Source organism: Mesoterricola silvestris (assembly GCF_030295405.1).
Classification (GTDB): Bacteria; Acidobacteriota; Holophagae; order Holophagales; family Holophagaceae; genus Mesoterricola; species Mesoterricola silvestris.
The window spans coordinates 1,806,603-1,821,179 of record NZ_AP027080.1 but is presented as its reverse complement, the minus strand read 5'-3'; the positions used below and the strand labels follow the sequence as shown (position 1 = coordinate 1,821,179).

Here is a 14,577-nt window from a genome sequence, read left to right as displayed (position 1 = left end):
TGAACCGGATGGCCTTGAGGGTGTTTTCGGTCACAGGGATCAACCCATTTCGGCTCATCTCGGCCAGGAGGGTCCAGTTGGCAAGGGTGAGGGGAGCGTTGATGACCATAAGGACAAGGTAGACATAATGTATCCCTCTGTCAAGGGGTGTCTCCCTATACATTTTGTACACGACCGCCAGAATGGAGGCATGGCTGACGATTGGACAAAACGATCCCTATTTCGCGCTTGGGTGAAGGAGGCGAAGGGGATTATCCAGACCAGGATTCCCAAGGCCACCAATATTGATGTGGCCGATGCCCTCGGCCTGTCCTACAACAGCCTCAAAAAATACCTCAGTGTTGCCAAGGGGAATAAGCATCGCCCTGGCGAAACATCCATGAAACTGCTGGGGGCCATCGTCAAAAAGGATTGGCGCACTCTATTGGATGACCCATCTGAAGCCCCTATGGGAATTGAGGCCGAGGTATGGGATTCTGCCGCAATGGACGCCCGCCAGTTTGCAAATGACCTTTTCCACGAGGGGAAAGACCTTACGCCGGAACAGAGGAAAGCAATTCTAGAAATGGTGCGTACAATGGGGAAGCCCAATATCGGGCATGACCACTAGGAGGATGCCGGTGCGCGGAATAGAACTCTTTCCGGTTGCACTCGCTCTTATCGTTGCCCTGGGATGCGAATCAAGCAAGGTTCAAGGCCCTGCACCTGTGCCCCAGGTGGAACCCGCACCGGTGGCACCGGCCCCACCCTTCGCCTTCAAAAATTATCGACTTGGGATGACGATGAAGGAATTCAACGCGCTCAGGCCCAAGGTCACGTTTACCGGCGGGACCAAGGATTCGCCTTCCCGGTTCGTTAAGGAGACCATCGCCGGTATATCATCCGACATGTATTGTTCGTTTGATGACTTTGGAGATGGCTTTCAGCTCGCTTTCTTCTCTTTTAGCCCCAAAAAGGATGATTTCACGGCGATTGCCGAAGCATTGGTAACAAAATTTGGACGCCCAACGCGCATGGACAAGGTATCCAAATCGAATGCCATGGGGGCCAAGTTCCATGGCACAGAGATGGAGTGGGAAAATGGTACATCCCGAATCGTGGCCGAAGAACTTGGGGCCAAAATAGACGAGAGCCGGATCATCTTCCTTTACCGTGATCCCCAAGGGAGAAAGACCAGAGAAGTCATCGCCAAAGAGAAGCGGAGCGCCAACGATGTTTAGAATTCGTGCCGCCATGGCCCCCATGGCTCTTGTCATCATCATGGGGTGTGGGGGTGCCTCAACCTCGAAACCTGTTCCGGCGATTGCGGTCAACCCCTCCAGCGTCACAATCCCTGCGGGTTCATCGGCGCAGTTGACATCCACGGTTCCGGGTGCCATCTGGACTTCAAACCCAGCCACCGGGGCCGTCTACGTGGATAGCCAAGGCATGGTATCCATCTCCAACGTCCAGGCCGGGTCTGCCGTTGTGACAGCTACTCACCCTGGAGATGCCCGCGCATCGGCGAGTTGCACGGTTCACCTGGTCCAGGGGCCGAGCCTCCTGTATTCAACCCAGCCCTCGGGATCCCTGGGGATGGCCTATCACTTCTGGGTCAAAGATGCTGAAGTAGCCGGTGCAACTAATACTTACACCTGGACGATCACGGGTGCGAACGTCTCAAACCTCCAGAAGTCGGCAAGCGGCGATACGGTGGATTTCGTTGTGAGCAGCGGCTATCCCCTCAATGTCGCCGTGATCCTCTCCTATTCCAACTGCCTCACCCCCATTCCAATGAGCTGGTCCATCCCGTTTTGACCCCTTCATGAGTCTAAGAGGGCCCCGCAAATGCGGGGTTTTTTAATGCTTACATAAAGTTACAACTCTGTGACAATTACCCTCTTGCGGAATGGATACATAATGTCTACCTTGAATACATCGCAGCACCGATCCCCCAGGAGCCCAAGACCATGACCGACATCGCAAGCCTAACGATCAAGGTTGAAACCAAGGAAGTGGAAGCGGCTATCGTGGCGCTCAACCGGCTGCGCGATGCCGCGAACGAGGCCCGGGAAGCGATTGCCAACATCGGACTTCCTGCGGTCAAAAATGTCCACATGGAGATGGGCGGGGCCGTGAACTGCGTCGGATCTATCGACAAGGAAGTTCTGGAGTTTATCGAGCGGCACAAGCGCATAGGTGGCCTTCTCTCCTAGCCCCATCTGATCCCCAAAACATGTTTCCCGCACTGCCCGGAGAGCCCGGGCTTGAGGCATTGGGAGTCATGGCTTCCAACCTTCTTTGAAAATCACCCCGGACTCACGACAACGAAGCGTGGCTAAGGGGGCCGAGAAAACAGACACCGCAAAACGGGTTCTTGACCCAGTGAGGCTGGCGAAATCCTGCGCGGTGACGCAACAAGGCCCCCTGGAGCCCATCCAGGAGCCTGGGTCTGACAAGGTTTCGACAGGTTGAGAGGTTGCACAAGCGCAGGCGGGGGTTGATCGGTTGGCCCCCTCATCAAGCCGATCAAAAGCAAAACGCCAAACACAGCAATGTTGTTCCGTTTGCCCGCAGCTTCCGCCCCATGGCGCAGGCCGCCTAACCATGCTCTGGGATTAAACCCGGGGCACAACGGACCTGACCCCGTGGCAGTTGGTCAGGTGGTGGAGGTGCTTAACCAGCACCCTGTAGTGCAAAGCCTGTAATCCGCGAATGTGATTTTTCTTCTTGGACCGGGGTTCGATTCCCCGCAGATCCACCAGTTGTTTTAAGCGAGGGGTCTTCGGACCCTTCGATCAAGACAACCCTGAAAGGAGCATCAATGACCGAACAAGCCGAAGACAAGCGAATGCACTTCCTGGCCATGGTGACCAACGCGGGGTTAGCCAACCGTGTGGTGGTCGCGGCCCGATGGTGGAGGGACCTACCCCCAAGCAAGCGGCAGAAGACGCCCAATTCCGAACTCCTGAAGGATTTCCGATCCTGGGCATGCCTTTGAGTTTCAGCGAGCGCCAGCGTTTCGGCCCTGGCGTTCGATGAAGTTCAACAAAGAAAGGACACTATGCCCAACTACGTTCAATGGCGCGTCTCAAACTCGTGGCGGCCCTTCTGCGACCGCTGGTGGCTCCACTGGCTCCAGGCCCCCCGCCTTCTCTGGTGGGATTTGCAGGATGCCTGGGCCAGGGCGCGATACGGTTACGCCCCGGGCGACATCTTCGACCTGTGCAGCTACCACGCCGGGGTGACGCGCGGGCTCATGAAGGAATTCCTGGACCGGCACCACGGTCATCCGCTCTACCTGGAGCCCGAAGAATACAAGGCCAAGCTGGAAATCATCCTGGACGGGTGGGAGGCCATGGAAACCCTCGTGAGTGACGATTGGGTTGGCGTGAAATCCTACGAGGCATGGCGGGCACCCCTGGAAGAACGGTGGCGCAACGGCATGAAGGAATTCACCGAGCTTTACGTTTCGTTCTGGCAGTAGCCGACCTAATTCCCCAACCTGAAATGACAGGTGCAATCGCATCGGTGGGACCTCCGTCCCTGGGCCGATGGCGGCGAAGTGGCCTCAACCATGGAAGCGCGGGAAGTCTGTCCCTGCTCTGCCCTCACGACTAGCTCGCCTTGCAGCGAGTGCCAGGGCAGAGTTGGGTTGAGTCTCCCTGAATTGGGAGCCCTCCCCGGATGGGGCGTTAGATACAGCCGCCGTAGCGAGATGACGGCCCCGGATGTGGTAACCGGGTAACCAAACCGGATGAGCCGTAGAGCAATCACGGCTGGGCTGTAGCGCGGGTTGGTCCTGATAGGGGCTGATAAAGAATCCCCGACATCCGGTATCTGATGCAGGTGGTCCGGATGACCGGAAGAGTCTCATAAGCTCATCCAGGCGGGTTCAACTCCCGCACCTGCTACCAATCCGCCAGCAAGGGGATATATGCACCCGCCTTCGAGCGGCAGTCGGATGGCCCACCAAAGTTTCAGTCCGAATGGCAGTCGGGGAAGACCGGCATCCTGGGGCGACGTGGAAAGCGGACACGCGAGGCGGCACGATCCGTTATTCGTGAGAGCCGGAGTAGCGCCCGGCCCCCAGGAACCTATCAGCACCACCCATCACGCGCTGTCGGGGCATAGAGCGCCCATCAACAATCGACAGGGGACATATCTGGACCGAAGATCAACGGAATCACTCCGTCCTGCCGCGTGAAAACCTGCACTGGCACCATGCGCTAACCCCGCATTCGGTCCGCACAACGCCTAGCAGGGGGGCCACAACGTGAAGCCCCCGCCAATCCCCCCATCCTGGGACTGTAGCGCCTCAAGCCGACGCGCCCAGGACAACCCAGCGGGATGCGTTGACGCGCCCCGCTGGCCCCATCACATGCACGGCAGACGGAAGGGAAGCGCGGGTTGCGACCGTGGCCCTGATCCCGTTGGGCCTCTAGCCGACGCCTCGGCAGCATGTGACAACCCACACACAAGGCGGCCAGGAGTGCCGGTGGAATGCTTGGACCTGCCTGGCGCCTTGTGTGTGGCTCCAATCTCAAAATCGGATCGGCAACCCCTGGCCTTGGCGGGCCAACGTGCGGAGGCCGATCCGATCCCCATCCAGGGAGCGTCAGACCGCGTAGGCATACGCCCTGACGTGCGGGGGAGTTAGGAACGTCCGCGCTGAATGCGCGCGCGAGTAGCGGGTAGCGCTCAATCCTTCCCCTCCCTGGACCCTATCTGCGCGTTTCCTATCCCCTCATGGCGAGAGCGTAGGGAGTGTGCCTAAACCAGAAAGGAACCTGCAATGTGTCAGTTTCTCTCCGGCCTCGTGACCATCGAAAAACACCCCAAGGTGCTCTGCCTCGATCTCACCAGCCACGACGCCACCCTAGCCATCCTCAAACTCAAGCCCGAAACTTACCGGGAATTCGAGTGGACCCGGGAGGATACCGGCGACTCCCTGGATATCCGCGTGATGCCCGGCGAGGACCGGAACGAGTTCAAGAGCGCCATCCTGGCCAAGTTTCCGCGCCGGATCGACTGTATCAACGACTGCATCCGGCAGATGGCTGAAAGCGGGCGCAACCTCAACTACGACCTCCACAGCCTGACCAGCGCCGAAGGGCTGAAGCTGCCCGACAGCATCGGCGGGTGGCTCGACCTCCGCAGCCTGACCAGCGCCGAAGGGCTGAAGCTGCCCGACAGCATCGGCGGGGGGCTCGACCTCCGCAGCCTGACCAGCGCCGAAGGGCTGAAGCTGCCCGACAGCATCGGCGGGTGGCTCTACCTCAGCAGCCTGACCAGCGCCGAAGGGCTGAAGCTGCCCGACAGCATCGGCGGGGGCTCTACCTCAGCAGCCTGACCAGCGCCGAAGGGCTGAAGCTGCCCGACAGCATCGGCGGGGGCTCTACCTCAGCAGCCTGACCAGCGCCGAAGGGCTGAAGCTGCCCGACAGCATCGGCGGGGGCTCTACCTCAGCAGCCTGACCAGCGCCGAAGGGCTGAAGCTGCCCGACAGCATCGGCGGGTGGCTCGACCTCCGCAGCCTGACCAGCGCCGAAGGGCTGAAGCTGCCCGACAGCATCGGCGGGTGGCTCGACCTCCGCAGCCTGACCAGCGCCGAAGGGCTGAAGCTGCCCGACAGCATCGGCGGGTGGCTCTACCTCAGCAGCCTGACCAGCGCCGAAGGGCTGAAGCTGCCCAAGGGATGCAGCGACATCTACGCCTCCGACAAGGTTCGCCGTCAACTCAAGTCCCGCAAATAGGAGCCCACCATGCCCCAGACCAAGGCCACGGCCTACGTCTCCCACAACGCACACGGAAGGGTGATCACCGTCCTTTCCGATGTGACCCACAAAACCCTGTTCGCCACCCTGGATGACGGATTCGGCATGGAGCGGGCGCGTTCCTGGGCCAAGGGAGCCAACGTCAGCCTGACCGCCGAAGCCCAGAAGGAATGGGAGTTGGGGGCCTAGATGGAACAACTTCTCAACCCGCTGGTGATCGTGCCGGATTCGCAGATCCCGCATGTGCCAGCCCTTCCGGTCGCGCCGGGCAGTGGATACCGCCGCGACCCCCGATTCAAGGTGAAGTCCATCACGCGGGGGTGAGCCCCGCACCACGGCAGGGGCACGACCCCAGGCGCCTGCGAAGCGCAGCACAAGCCCGCTGCTGTATACCCAAACCGTGATTCTTAATCCGTTGAAGTCGAGAGCCCCGCAACCAACATTGCCGGGCTCTCGCATTGAGCGGATATACCCGCCCCACATCGCGCCCTTGAGCGCACAGGAGGAACCATGCATGGTGATCAAGTTCAAGCCCCTGCGGCCCCTGCCGCCTCCACCGCCCCGCGCACCTTCGCCAATCAGGCTGAAACCTGCCGCGTGAGCTTGCACAAGCTGACCGAGACGGATATCAAGGGCGTCTATTCCTTGATCGTCCACGTCCACCACCCCAGCGGCCTCTTCGGCATCGTGACCCTTCCCATGGATCAGGTGCCCATGGAGGTTGCCGAAGACATCGGCGGGAAGGACTGGACGCATCCCCTGCTTCAGCGCATGCACCGGGAAGCCATGGATCAGCTCTACCGCCGCTCCCTCTCAGCCTTCGACATCGCCGCCCTTGCCCACGAGATGGCCGCATGAGCCGCGTCGAACCCTACCGCGACCTCGGGGACCCGGAATTGAGCGTCTACATTCACCAACTCTGCCAGGAGCGGAGCAAGCCGAATCCTGACCTCATGGTCCAGGAAGAACTCCGCGCGACCATCGCCCGAATCAAGGATGCCCGCCTCATCGCCCACGCCGAACGCAAGGCGATGGAGCCGGAGCTTGCGGCGATCCTTCGGCCCGTGTCCAAGCACCTGCGGGTGGCCCTGTGACGACCCGCCTCCAGAAAGCCGCCGATGCCCTTGCAGCACGGTTGATGGTCTGGAAGAAGCTCCACGCCTACCACCGCGAAGTAGGGGACGAAGACGTAACCCTCGTGGTTCCCGATCTGTGGAGCCCTTCCGATCAATCCGCGATGGACGAATACGAATCCGCCAAAGCCGAAGCAATGGGGCAGCGGCCACTCTTTAAGGAGACTGCATGATTCTGCCCAACGTCCCGGGCATCAACCCCAACATCCCGTTTGCGGATTACCTCAAGCTGCCGGGATTGAGCGCGTCAGCCCTTAAGAAGCTCATGCGCTCCCCGCTGGCCTTCAAGTGGGCCAAGGATCATCCCGACACCGGCTCAACCCCTGCCCTCGCCATGGGAACCGCAACCCACACCGCCATCCTGGAGCCCGAACGCTTCAAGGAGGATTACGTCATCTGGGACGGCGACAAGCGGGGGAAGGACTGGCTTGCCTTCAAGGAGGCCAACGCGAACCGGTCAATTTTGTCCGCATCCGAGTATGAGAACGTGGAGGGGATGCGGAATGCCATCCGCAATTTCGGCCCTGCCGCCCGCTACCTCCAAGACGGCATCGCGGAAGTCACCATCCAATGGATCGACCCGGAAACCGGAAGGCCCATGCGAGGCCGAGTGGATTGGGTTACCAAGATCAACGGGCAAACCGTTCTCTCGGACCTCAAGACCACCCGCGACAGCAGCCCGCGCAAGTTCGGAGCCGATGCCTACAAACTCGGCTACCACATCCAATCCGCCCTCTACTGCGACGGCTGGTATCACCTCACCGGAGAATTTCCGCGGTTCGTCTTTCTGGCCGTGGAAAGCAAGGAACCCTACGAACCCGCCGTGTTCAACACCCCTGAGGATGTCCTGGCCCAGGGGCACGAAGAATACATGCGCCTCCAGGCAACCCTCAAGGAATGCGAAGACACGAACACCTGGCCGCCCAGGGCCATGGAAGAACAGGACCTCACGCTGCCGGCCTGGGCCATGGACAGCGAAGACGAAGACCTCTCAGACATCGGCCTCGACCTCACCGCATAGAAAGGAGCTTCTATGGCCGCTTCACCCGCACCGCTCGCTCAACCCAAGAACTATGACCAGCTCTACCCAGGGCGCTTTCTCAAGGCCGGGATCCTGGACGGGAAGAAGGTCACGCTCACCATCGCCGAAGTCAAGCACGAGAAGCTGGAAGGCGAGAAAGGAGAGGAACTGAAGGCAATCATGTCCTTCGTGGGCAAGGAAATGCAGTTGGTGCTGGCGAAGACCAATGCCATCTGCATCAAGGCCATGTTCGGCCCCACCCTGGCCAACTGGAAGGGCAAGAAAGTCACGCTCTATGAGGGCAAGGTGGAAGTCGCCGGTCCCATGAAGGGCCAACCCTGCATCCGCATCTGGGGAAGCCCGGAGATCCCCCAGGACATGACGATCCCGATCAAGCTGCCCAAGCGGAAGGCGTTTGAGGTGGTCATGCACAAGACCGAGCCCAAGCCCGCGCCGCAGGAGTAGCCATGGCTGAAACTGCGCACGAAGAAGACGTAGCCCACAAGAAGTCCTTCAACCTCGAAGCCCTCTCCGACCTGCAAGCCCTGGGCCTTTCGGAACACGACGCGAAGCAGGTCATCAACGCCGTCTACCTGAAGAAGGTGCGGCACATCTCAATTTCCTACTGAAGGGAGCCATGAACAAGATCATCGGAGTCCTCATCATCGTCTGCGGCATCGCCTTGTCGCTCTACCTGGGCGTTTACGTCTGCCTCATCGGCGGCATTGTCCAGATCATCGAAGCCGTGAAGCAGACCCCGGTCCCGACCCTGGACGTGGCCTGGGGCATCGTCCGCGTCCTGCTTTCCAGCCTCGTCGGGTGGGGCTCATTCGCCCTCTGCTTCGTCACGGGTGGGGCCTTCCTCGCCGACTCCTAGACGCCCATGCTTCTCACCCTCTGCCTCGTCCTGACCGTCCTCATCCTGGGATGGGCCGCTATCCATGCGACACCACAGGCCCACGATGACCGGCAGAACTGCACGCCCAGCGGGGACGCTCCAAGCGGGTTGGGCTACCTTGGGCGGGCCGTATCCGAGCCTGACCCCTACCTCAAAATCCCTTTACCCACGCGGGGGGAGCCCGCACTGGCAGGGAGTTACTAGCACCACAACCCCTCCCTGCCCCGCTTGCACAATCCGTTGAAGTCAGGCCCCTTCCCCGGGGCCTGCATTGAGCGGATTCACATTGACCGCCTAGGAGAAAGGAACCCAAGTGCAGATCCTTCACTGGGAAGAAAATCGCCGTAAGAAGGGTGAATGGAGGCTCATGGTTCGCTTGCCGGGTAAGCGCCCCCGATGCGTAGCAACGTGCTGGGAGGGTTACGGGACCTGGCATACCTGGGATCGGCAAGGTATCGGGGGCTGGAACAGCGAAGAAAACCCCGAGCCCTTTTGGAAGGTCAAAGAAATCGCCGCTGGGGCCGCTGTGCTCCAGGGATTCATCTAGTGAATGCTGGGAGCCCCCATGCTCAAACTCGCCGCGAAGGCGGATCCCCACCGTATCAAGTGGTATCGCCGCCGGAAACGCACCTCGAGGGGCTCCCCAACAGAACGCCGGATGACGCGCTGGATCAAGCGGTTCAAGCGTTGGTTCCCCAAGGCGTGTGACCGCGCCATGGTCCGGATTATGTCCGAGCATCCGGAAGTCCACTTCTACCGTTGACCCGTCCCAGGAGGATCCATGAGCCAGGATTGCGGCGGTTGCCGCCACTTCTTAAAAGTCCGTGGCAACTGGGGCAACTCGGGGCTTTGCGAGTTTCAAGACCGTAGGACGGATGAAGATTGCGGCCACAACTGCCCCGACTTCAAGCCGATCAAATTTGACCGCCTCGCTTCCAAGCGTGAGGCGCAGATCGAAATCGCAACATCCGAGTGACTCCTGAAAGGTGAACCATGGACCCCATTGACGAACACGAAGCTTATCTCGTGGGCCAGATTCGGAACGCTCAAGAACAATACCAGCATGCCATCGATACGCTGGTGAAGGAGTTGTGCCGAATCCGGTCCTTGCGCCCCCTTCCTCCGTTCATGCTCCCCATCAAGCCGGATCCCTTGCCAGGGTGCGACTGCCCGAAGTGTGGTCGGGGACACATGGTGGAGGAAGTCCAGTTCGCGGGGTTCACGAAGTGCGACCACTGCGGGCATTCCCTCCCCTTCTAACCCATCCTCGCGCTGCCTACCGAGGCTAAACAAGGGCGGGTGCAAGGGCTAGGTCAGGGGATGGACTGCACAACCAAACTCGACACCCCCAAGCTCACAACGCTCCCTCAAGGCGTTATCCAACCCATTCCTGGAAAGGAAGGACCGCCATGCCCATGCAGACCTACAAAATCAAGGAAACCTATCTCGATCACCCTGCCGGTTCAACGGTCTATGACCTGATGGACTGTGATTACGGGTGCTCTGCCGAGGATTCCATGGACAGCGGAGAGGACTACGCCGCCGTCACCCTCGATCCCACGGGGAATTATCCCTTCTTCACCATCCCCACGCGCCTCCTGAAGGCAGTGACATAAGCCATGCCCGCCTACCTCAAGCAAATCACATACAGAAATCGGGCCTTGCTCGACCTCGCCCGCTTTGCCCCCCACTGCATGAATTGTGGGGGTGGCTGCGAGGGTGAAATGGTCGGGTGCCACTCCAACTCCCTCCAGCATGGCAAGGGTGGGTCCTACAAGGCACACGACATCCCGGCTTTCCTCTGTGGGTCATGCCATGACCTTATTGATGGGAGAACCGGCGGGCGTGGCCTCCTGCCCAGGGAAGAACGCGACCGGATCTTCCTGGAAGCCGTCTACAAAACGTGGCTCTGGCTCATGGAGTCGGGCCGTCTGGAGATTGCGTCATGAACCCCTGGGAGGATCGCCTAGACATCCTGGGCCAGCCCCACGCATCCGTCCACCGCGACGGACACAAAGCGGTCCTCTATGGCGGCGAATGGTGGGCCTACCACGCGGAACACCGTTGGACGCCCCCAGGAAGCCCCAGGATCGGGCCGGAACCGGCGGGGCCATTCCACACCCTGGACGAGGCCAAGCAGCACGTAGAGACCCAGGGGTTCACCTCTGCGATGCCTTTTGAACGGAGCGCGTAATGGAACCCCGCCTTGAGCCCATCGACATCACCGGCCCCGCCAACAAGGTGCTGGCCATCCTCGCCGTCATCGGAACCATCCTCCTATGGGCCAACCTCCAATGAACCCCATCCGCTACCAGACCCTCGCCGAAAAGACCGACATCATCAAATCCATTCCAGAGGACAAGCTGGACGCCTTCCTGGCCTCGTTCAGGGCGAAGTTGGAGGCCCACCTTGCCGTCCGTCCATCCTGGACCGACATCAACGCCCGCACCAAATGGGCGTGGGACAAGCACGACCTGGAAGTCGATATCCAATGCCTGGAAGCGCAGAAAGCTGCGCGATGGCATCCCGTGGAGAGGGCATCATGAGCCGCTGGACGGAACGTTACTACGCCGACAAAGCCGCCGGCACATGTGTCAGGTGTCACCACCAGGACGCTGTCCCTGGCCAGGTGGAATGCGGTTACTGCGCCGAAGCCAATTCGGATCGCGTCCAGGCCCTCGAAACCGACCGCCGCAAGAAGGGCCTGTGTCCCCACTGCGGGAAACTACCCACGCCGGGTTACAAGACCTGTGCCGTGGCGAGGCAGCAGGATCGGGACTACCACGCCGCGAAGAAAGCACAGGTGATCCACCAGGTGGCCGCATGAACCTGCGCATCTTCGCTTCCCTGGATCGGGTCTTCCCCACCACCCAAACCTGCACCCACTGCAACGGAACCGGCATCGCCTACACCGAAAAGGCGACCATGTTCCAACCCGGCTGGGTCGAGCCCTGCGAACACTGCGACGATGGCCGGGTCTATTGGCCAACGGCGCGGCTCAATTCCCGTCACCGAATCACAAAAACGTTTCTCAGGAGGGCAGCGTGAGGGATGAGGTTCCTGTTTTCAACATCGATGAGAACCCAGAAATCGAGGCTTTGCGCGAGGTTGAGGGCGTCATCGAGATTAGCCCTCGTGCCCCTATCGAGGCTGTCGTGGACGCCTACATCGCTTCCCAGCATCCCCACAATCGCAAGACAGGACGGAACTACCGCCGTGACATCATGTTGGCGATGGACTGGATGAGCGTTGAGCGGCCCGAGGATTTGCGGGTTGCCCAGCTCGTCGGATTCCACTCCCACATCCTGGCGACCGTTCCCGGCAAACCCACCCAAGCCCACAGGATCATTGCCCTGCGTTCGTTCCTGAAATGGACCGGGGCCATGCAGGGACATTCCCTCAGCATCGACCAGGTGTTCTACCTGCTCAAGGTTCCCACGGCCAAGGTGCTCAACCCCCACCAGGTGATGAACCCGGAAGAGATCAAGGCGTTCCTCCAGGTGGCTAAGGGATCCTTCCGGGATTACGCCCTCTGCATCGTCGCCCTGGGCTCTGGCGTCCGCATTGCTGAGCTTTGTAACCTGGACGTTCGGGACTTCCTGGCTGACGCCGCCGGCGGATGCACGGTTCACGTGCGACAGGGCAAGGGAGGGAAGGACCGCATGATTCCGGTTCGCAAGGAAGTGCGCCAGGCCGTGGACGAATACTTGGAATCAACGGGCCGCAGGGCCGGTGACGCCGGAGCCCTGTTCCTCGCTGAGGACCGCCACCAGTGCGGATGGAGACTGAGCACGAAGACCGCCTCCAAGATCATCCGTGATACCGCGGACAAGGCTGGAATCCGCAAGCGCATCACACCCCACGCGCTGCGCCACACCTTCGCGGATTCGACCTACCTCTACTCCCGGAACCTGGTGGCCGTGAAGGATCTCCTGGGCCACGCGACCATCGCAACCACTCAGCGGTACGTGGCCCACCTGGACCAGCTCGACCTCCGGAAAGCGATCCCCGCCTACCTTGTCGGAGGCATCGGGCCGCGCGTGCTGCCCGAGATCTCCAAGTCTGAAACCCAGAAGTAACTGTCCAAAAGGAGGAACCACGCCATGTTTCGCAACCTCAATTTCATGCTCCGCGCCCTCGCACTTCATCCCTGGGTGACGTTCGCGGACTTCGACAACTTGCCCGAAGCATAACAGCCCAGGAACATGACATGGATCCCCATACCACTCGAATCCTCATCTCCGCCCTCGCCAGCAACGCCAGGGTCGAGGCCATGAAGGCAGAGAACCAGCATCGCCTTGCAACCGGTAACTCCGTAGCCTACGGCGAGGACGCATTCCTCATCGAGGCCGGCCACCTCGAAAACCTCGCCCACGAGATCGGGTGAATATCCACCTGGAGGGACCTTTGACCGTCAGGGAAGAAATCATCCGGCTCAAGCGGCCACCGATCACCTTCACACCGGAGGAGGCCATCGCCATCCTCAACAGCCTGGAGCCAGGCAACACCCTGGAGGCCCACTCCATTGCGGATGACGCCAGCCTCCGCGTCCTGTCCCGCCTGGGCGGCCATGAGATCGTCGCCGCATTCCGTGCCGCCGAGGACCGTTGTGGGTTCTGGGACGAGGCCATCGAATCGTAACCGAATGTCCAGGAGCCGACATGATCTGGAAGCCGATCGCCACCGCCCCCAAAAAACACCAGAAACCCATCCTGCTCGGGTTCCCAGGGTCAGTCCATGTTGGGATCTGGTACGAAGGAAAGCGGAAGCAGGGATGGCTCGTCATCGACGAACCCAAGTGCGGAATCGGAGCATCACCGACCCACTGGATGCCCCTCCCCGAACCCCCAACCCAATAGCCACTGTCCAGCCTCGCCCCCTCCGGAGCCCCCTTGAACCTCATCCGTGTCTTTCCCCGCAGGACCAGCTTGACCCCCACGGATCCCATGGCCTTCGTGGGCAACCCTCCCCTGGACGGGCTGCGCCCGGAGGCTGATGAGGTTCATGTGAGCGTGGCCTTCACCTGGGACATCCCCGAGGCCCAGCGCCTCGCCCGGGAGTGGGGACGGTTCTACCCGGTGGTCAAGCTGGGAGGCCCGGCCATGGGATCCCCCTTGGAGTCCTTCGTCCCTGGCCGCTACCTCCGGAAGGGCGTGACGTTCACCACCCGGGGATGCAACAAGAAATGCCCCTGGTGCCTGGTCCCCGGGCGCGAGGGCCGCTTGGCCGAGGTCCAGGACTTCCCGGACGGATGGATGGTCCAGGACAACAACCTGCTCCAGGCCGGGCGGGACCACATCCTCAAGGTCATTGCCATGCTCAACCGCCAGCGCCGGGCCGCCTACTTCTCCGGGGGCATTCAAGCGGACCTGGTTGACGAGTGGTTCGCGGACCAGTTGCGCGGGATCCGCGTGGGGGCCGTGTTCCTTGCCGCTGACACCGCCGGGGCGTTGCGCCCACTGGAGAAGGCCCTGGGCCTCCTCTCTTACCTGGGCCGGAAGAAGCTCCGGTGTTTCACCCTCATCGGGTTCGGCGGGGAAACCATCCCCCAGGCCGAGGCCCGGTTGGAAAAGGTCTGGTCCCTTGGCGGGATGCCGTTCGCCCAGCTCTACCAGCCCGCCGACCGCTACATCGACTACCCCCGCGAATGGCGGGCGTTGAGCAAGAAGTGGATGCGGCCCGCCGCCATGGTGGCCTCGCACCGAGATCCGAAACCCATCGACCCTGGCCCCGAAGCCTGGATCGCGTAATGTCCAGGGTCGCCTGGACC

Annotated in this window: 26 protein-coding genes and 1 other RNA gene; all 27 read left to right on the top strand. The window is 61.0% G+C overall.

Annotation, left to right across the window (positions count from 1 at the left end; genetic code table 11):
* The first annotated feature begins 190 nt into the window (after nt 1-190).
* Nucleotides 191-610 carry a hypothetical protein gene (locus R2J76_RS07735; protein WP_316415255.1) on the top strand — a complete coding sequence of 140 codons (420 nt, stop codon included), beginning with the start codon at nt 191-193 and terminating at the stop codon, nt 608-610.
* A 4-nt stretch (nt 611-614) separates the two neighbouring features.
* Nucleotides 615-1,220 (top strand): hypothetical protein, encoded by a 606-nt coding sequence (locus R2J76_RS07730; RefSeq protein ID WP_316415254.1) that lies wholly within the window; start codon nt 615-617, stop codon nt 1,218-1,220.
* A gap of 355 nt (nt 1,221-1,575) precedes the next feature.
* On the top strand, nt 1,576-1,797 hold the full coding sequence (locus R2J76_RS07725) for a hypothetical protein (protein ID WP_316415253.1): 222 nt from the start codon (nt 1,576-1,578) through the stop codon (nt 1,795-1,797).
* Nucleotides 1,798-1,949: 152 nt separating this feature from the next.
* Nucleotides 1,950-2,195 (top strand): hypothetical protein, encoded by a 246-nt coding sequence (locus R2J76_RS07720; protein WP_316415252.1) that lies wholly within the window; start codon nt 1,950-1,952, stop codon nt 2,193-2,195.
* A 232-nt stretch (nt 2,196-2,427) separates the two neighbouring features.
* Nucleotides 2,428-2,743: a transfer-messenger RNA gene (gene ssrA / locus R2J76_RS07715) on the top strand.
* 300 nt (nt 2,744-3,043) lie between these two features.
* Nucleotides 3,044-3,466, top strand: a complete 423-nt coding sequence (locus R2J76_RS07710; RefSeq protein WP_316415251.1) for a hypothetical protein — start codon at nt 3,044-3,046, stop codon at nt 3,464-3,466.
* 1,308 nt (nt 3,467-4,774) lie between these two features.
* A complete protein-coding gene (locus R2J76_RS07705; protein ID WP_316415250.1) occupies nt 4,775-5,332 on the top strand; it encodes a hypothetical protein in 558 nt (185 codons plus the stop codon).
* Between the two features lie 411 nt (nt 5,333-5,743).
* A complete protein-coding gene (locus R2J76_RS07700) occupies nt 5,744-5,944 on the top strand; it encodes a hypothetical protein (RefSeq protein WP_316415249.1) in 201 nt (66 codons plus the stop codon).
* Nucleotides 5,945-6,079, top strand: a complete 135-nt coding sequence (locus R2J76_RS07695) for a hypothetical protein (protein WP_316415248.1) — start codon at nt 5,945-5,947, stop codon at nt 6,077-6,079.
* 273 nt (nt 6,080-6,352) lie between these two features.
* Nucleotides 6,353-6,613, top strand: a complete 261-nt coding sequence (locus R2J76_RS07690; protein ID WP_316415247.1) for a hypothetical protein — start codon at nt 6,353-6,355, stop codon at nt 6,611-6,613.
* A complete protein-coding gene (locus tag R2J76_RS07685) occupies nt 6,610-6,849 on the top strand; it encodes a hypothetical protein (protein ID WP_316415246.1) in 240 nt (79 codons plus the stop codon). The genes R2J76_RS07690 and R2J76_RS07685 overlap by 4 nt, the downstream gene beginning before the upstream one ends.
* The gene (locus tag R2J76_RS07680) at nt 6,846-7,061 is read left to right on the top strand and encodes a hypothetical protein (protein WP_316415245.1); all 216 of its coding nucleotides are present in this window, start codon (nt 6,846-6,848) and stop codon (nt 7,059-7,061) included. The genes R2J76_RS07685 and R2J76_RS07680 overlap by 4 nt, the downstream gene beginning before the upstream one ends.
* A complete protein-coding gene (locus R2J76_RS07675; RefSeq protein WP_316415244.1) occupies nt 7,058-7,909 on the top strand; it encodes a PD-(D/E)XK nuclease-like domain-containing protein in 852 nt (283 codons plus the stop codon). The genes R2J76_RS07680 and R2J76_RS07675 overlap by 4 nt, the downstream gene beginning before the upstream one ends.
* A gap of 12 nt (nt 7,910-7,921) precedes the next feature.
* Nucleotides 7,922-8,374 (top strand): hypothetical protein, encoded by a 453-nt coding sequence (locus tag R2J76_RS07670; protein WP_316415243.1) that lies wholly within the window; start codon nt 7,922-7,924, stop codon nt 8,372-8,374.
* A 2-nt stretch (nt 8,375-8,376) separates the two neighbouring features.
* Entirely contained in the window at nt 8,377-8,538 is a 162-nt protein-coding gene (locus tag R2J76_RS07665) for a hypothetical protein (RefSeq protein WP_316415242.1), read from the top strand.
* Between the two features lie 8 nt (nt 8,539-8,546).
* Nucleotides 8,547-8,786, top strand: a complete 240-nt coding sequence (locus R2J76_RS07660; protein WP_316415241.1) for a hypothetical protein — start codon at nt 8,547-8,549, stop codon at nt 8,784-8,786.
* Between the two features lie 586 nt (nt 8,787-9,372).
* The gene (locus R2J76_RS07655) at nt 9,373-9,570 is read left to right on the top strand and encodes a hypothetical protein (RefSeq protein ID WP_316415240.1); all 198 of its coding nucleotides are present in this window, start codon (nt 9,373-9,375) and stop codon (nt 9,568-9,570) included.
* A gap of 18 nt (nt 9,571-9,588) precedes the next feature.
* Complete coding sequence (locus R2J76_RS07650; protein WP_316415239.1) at nt 9,589-9,783, top strand: hypothetical protein; 195 nt, start codon at nt 9,589-9,591, stop codon at nt 9,781-9,783.
* A gap of 433 nt (nt 9,784-10,216) precedes the next feature.
* Nucleotides 10,217-10,423 carry a hypothetical protein gene (locus R2J76_RS07645; protein WP_316415238.1) on the top strand — a complete coding sequence of 69 codons (207 nt, stop codon included), beginning with the start codon at nt 10,217-10,219 and terminating at the stop codon, nt 10,421-10,423.
* A 678-nt stretch (nt 10,424-11,101) separates the two neighbouring features.
* A complete protein-coding gene (locus tag R2J76_RS07640; RefSeq protein ID WP_316415237.1) occupies nt 11,102-11,353 on the top strand; it encodes a hypothetical protein in 252 nt (83 codons plus the stop codon).
* Complete coding sequence (locus R2J76_RS07635; protein WP_316415236.1) at nt 11,350-11,634, top strand: hypothetical protein; 285 nt, start codon at nt 11,350-11,352, stop codon at nt 11,632-11,634. Before R2J76_RS07640 ends, R2J76_RS07635 begins: the two co-directional genes overlap by 4 nt.
* Nucleotides 11,631-11,855: a hypothetical protein gene (locus R2J76_RS07630; RefSeq protein WP_316415235.1), complete on the top strand. Its 225-nt coding sequence runs from the start codon at nt 11,631-11,633 to the stop codon at nt 11,853-11,855. The genes R2J76_RS07635 and R2J76_RS07630 overlap by 4 nt, the downstream gene beginning before the upstream one ends.
* Complete coding sequence (locus R2J76_RS07625; RefSeq protein ID WP_316415234.1) at nt 11,852-12,886, top strand: tyrosine-type recombinase/integrase; 1,035 nt, start codon at nt 11,852-11,854, stop codon at nt 12,884-12,886. The genes R2J76_RS07630 and R2J76_RS07625 overlap by 4 nt, the downstream gene beginning before the upstream one ends.
* A 131-nt stretch (nt 12,887-13,017) precedes the next feature.
* On the top strand, nt 13,018-13,194 hold the full coding sequence (locus R2J76_RS07620; RefSeq protein WP_316415233.1) for a hypothetical protein: 177 nt from the start codon (nt 13,018-13,020) through the stop codon (nt 13,192-13,194).
* A 20-nt stretch (nt 13,195-13,214) separates the two neighbouring features.
* Nucleotides 13,215-13,448: a hypothetical protein gene (locus tag R2J76_RS07615; protein ID WP_316415231.1), complete on the top strand. Its 234-nt coding sequence runs from the start codon at nt 13,215-13,217 to the stop codon at nt 13,446-13,448.
* Between the two features lie 20 nt (nt 13,449-13,468).
* Nucleotides 13,469-13,666 (top strand): DUF551 domain-containing protein, encoded by a 198-nt coding sequence (locus tag R2J76_RS21545; protein ID WP_394366790.1) that lies wholly within the window; start codon nt 13,469-13,471, stop codon nt 13,664-13,666.
* Between the two features lie 33 nt (nt 13,667-13,699).
* Complete coding sequence (locus tag R2J76_RS07610) at nt 13,700-14,557, top strand: hypothetical protein (protein ID WP_316415230.1); 858 nt, start codon at nt 13,700-13,702, stop codon at nt 14,555-14,557.
* Nucleotides 14,558-14,577 lie beyond the last annotated feature (20 nt).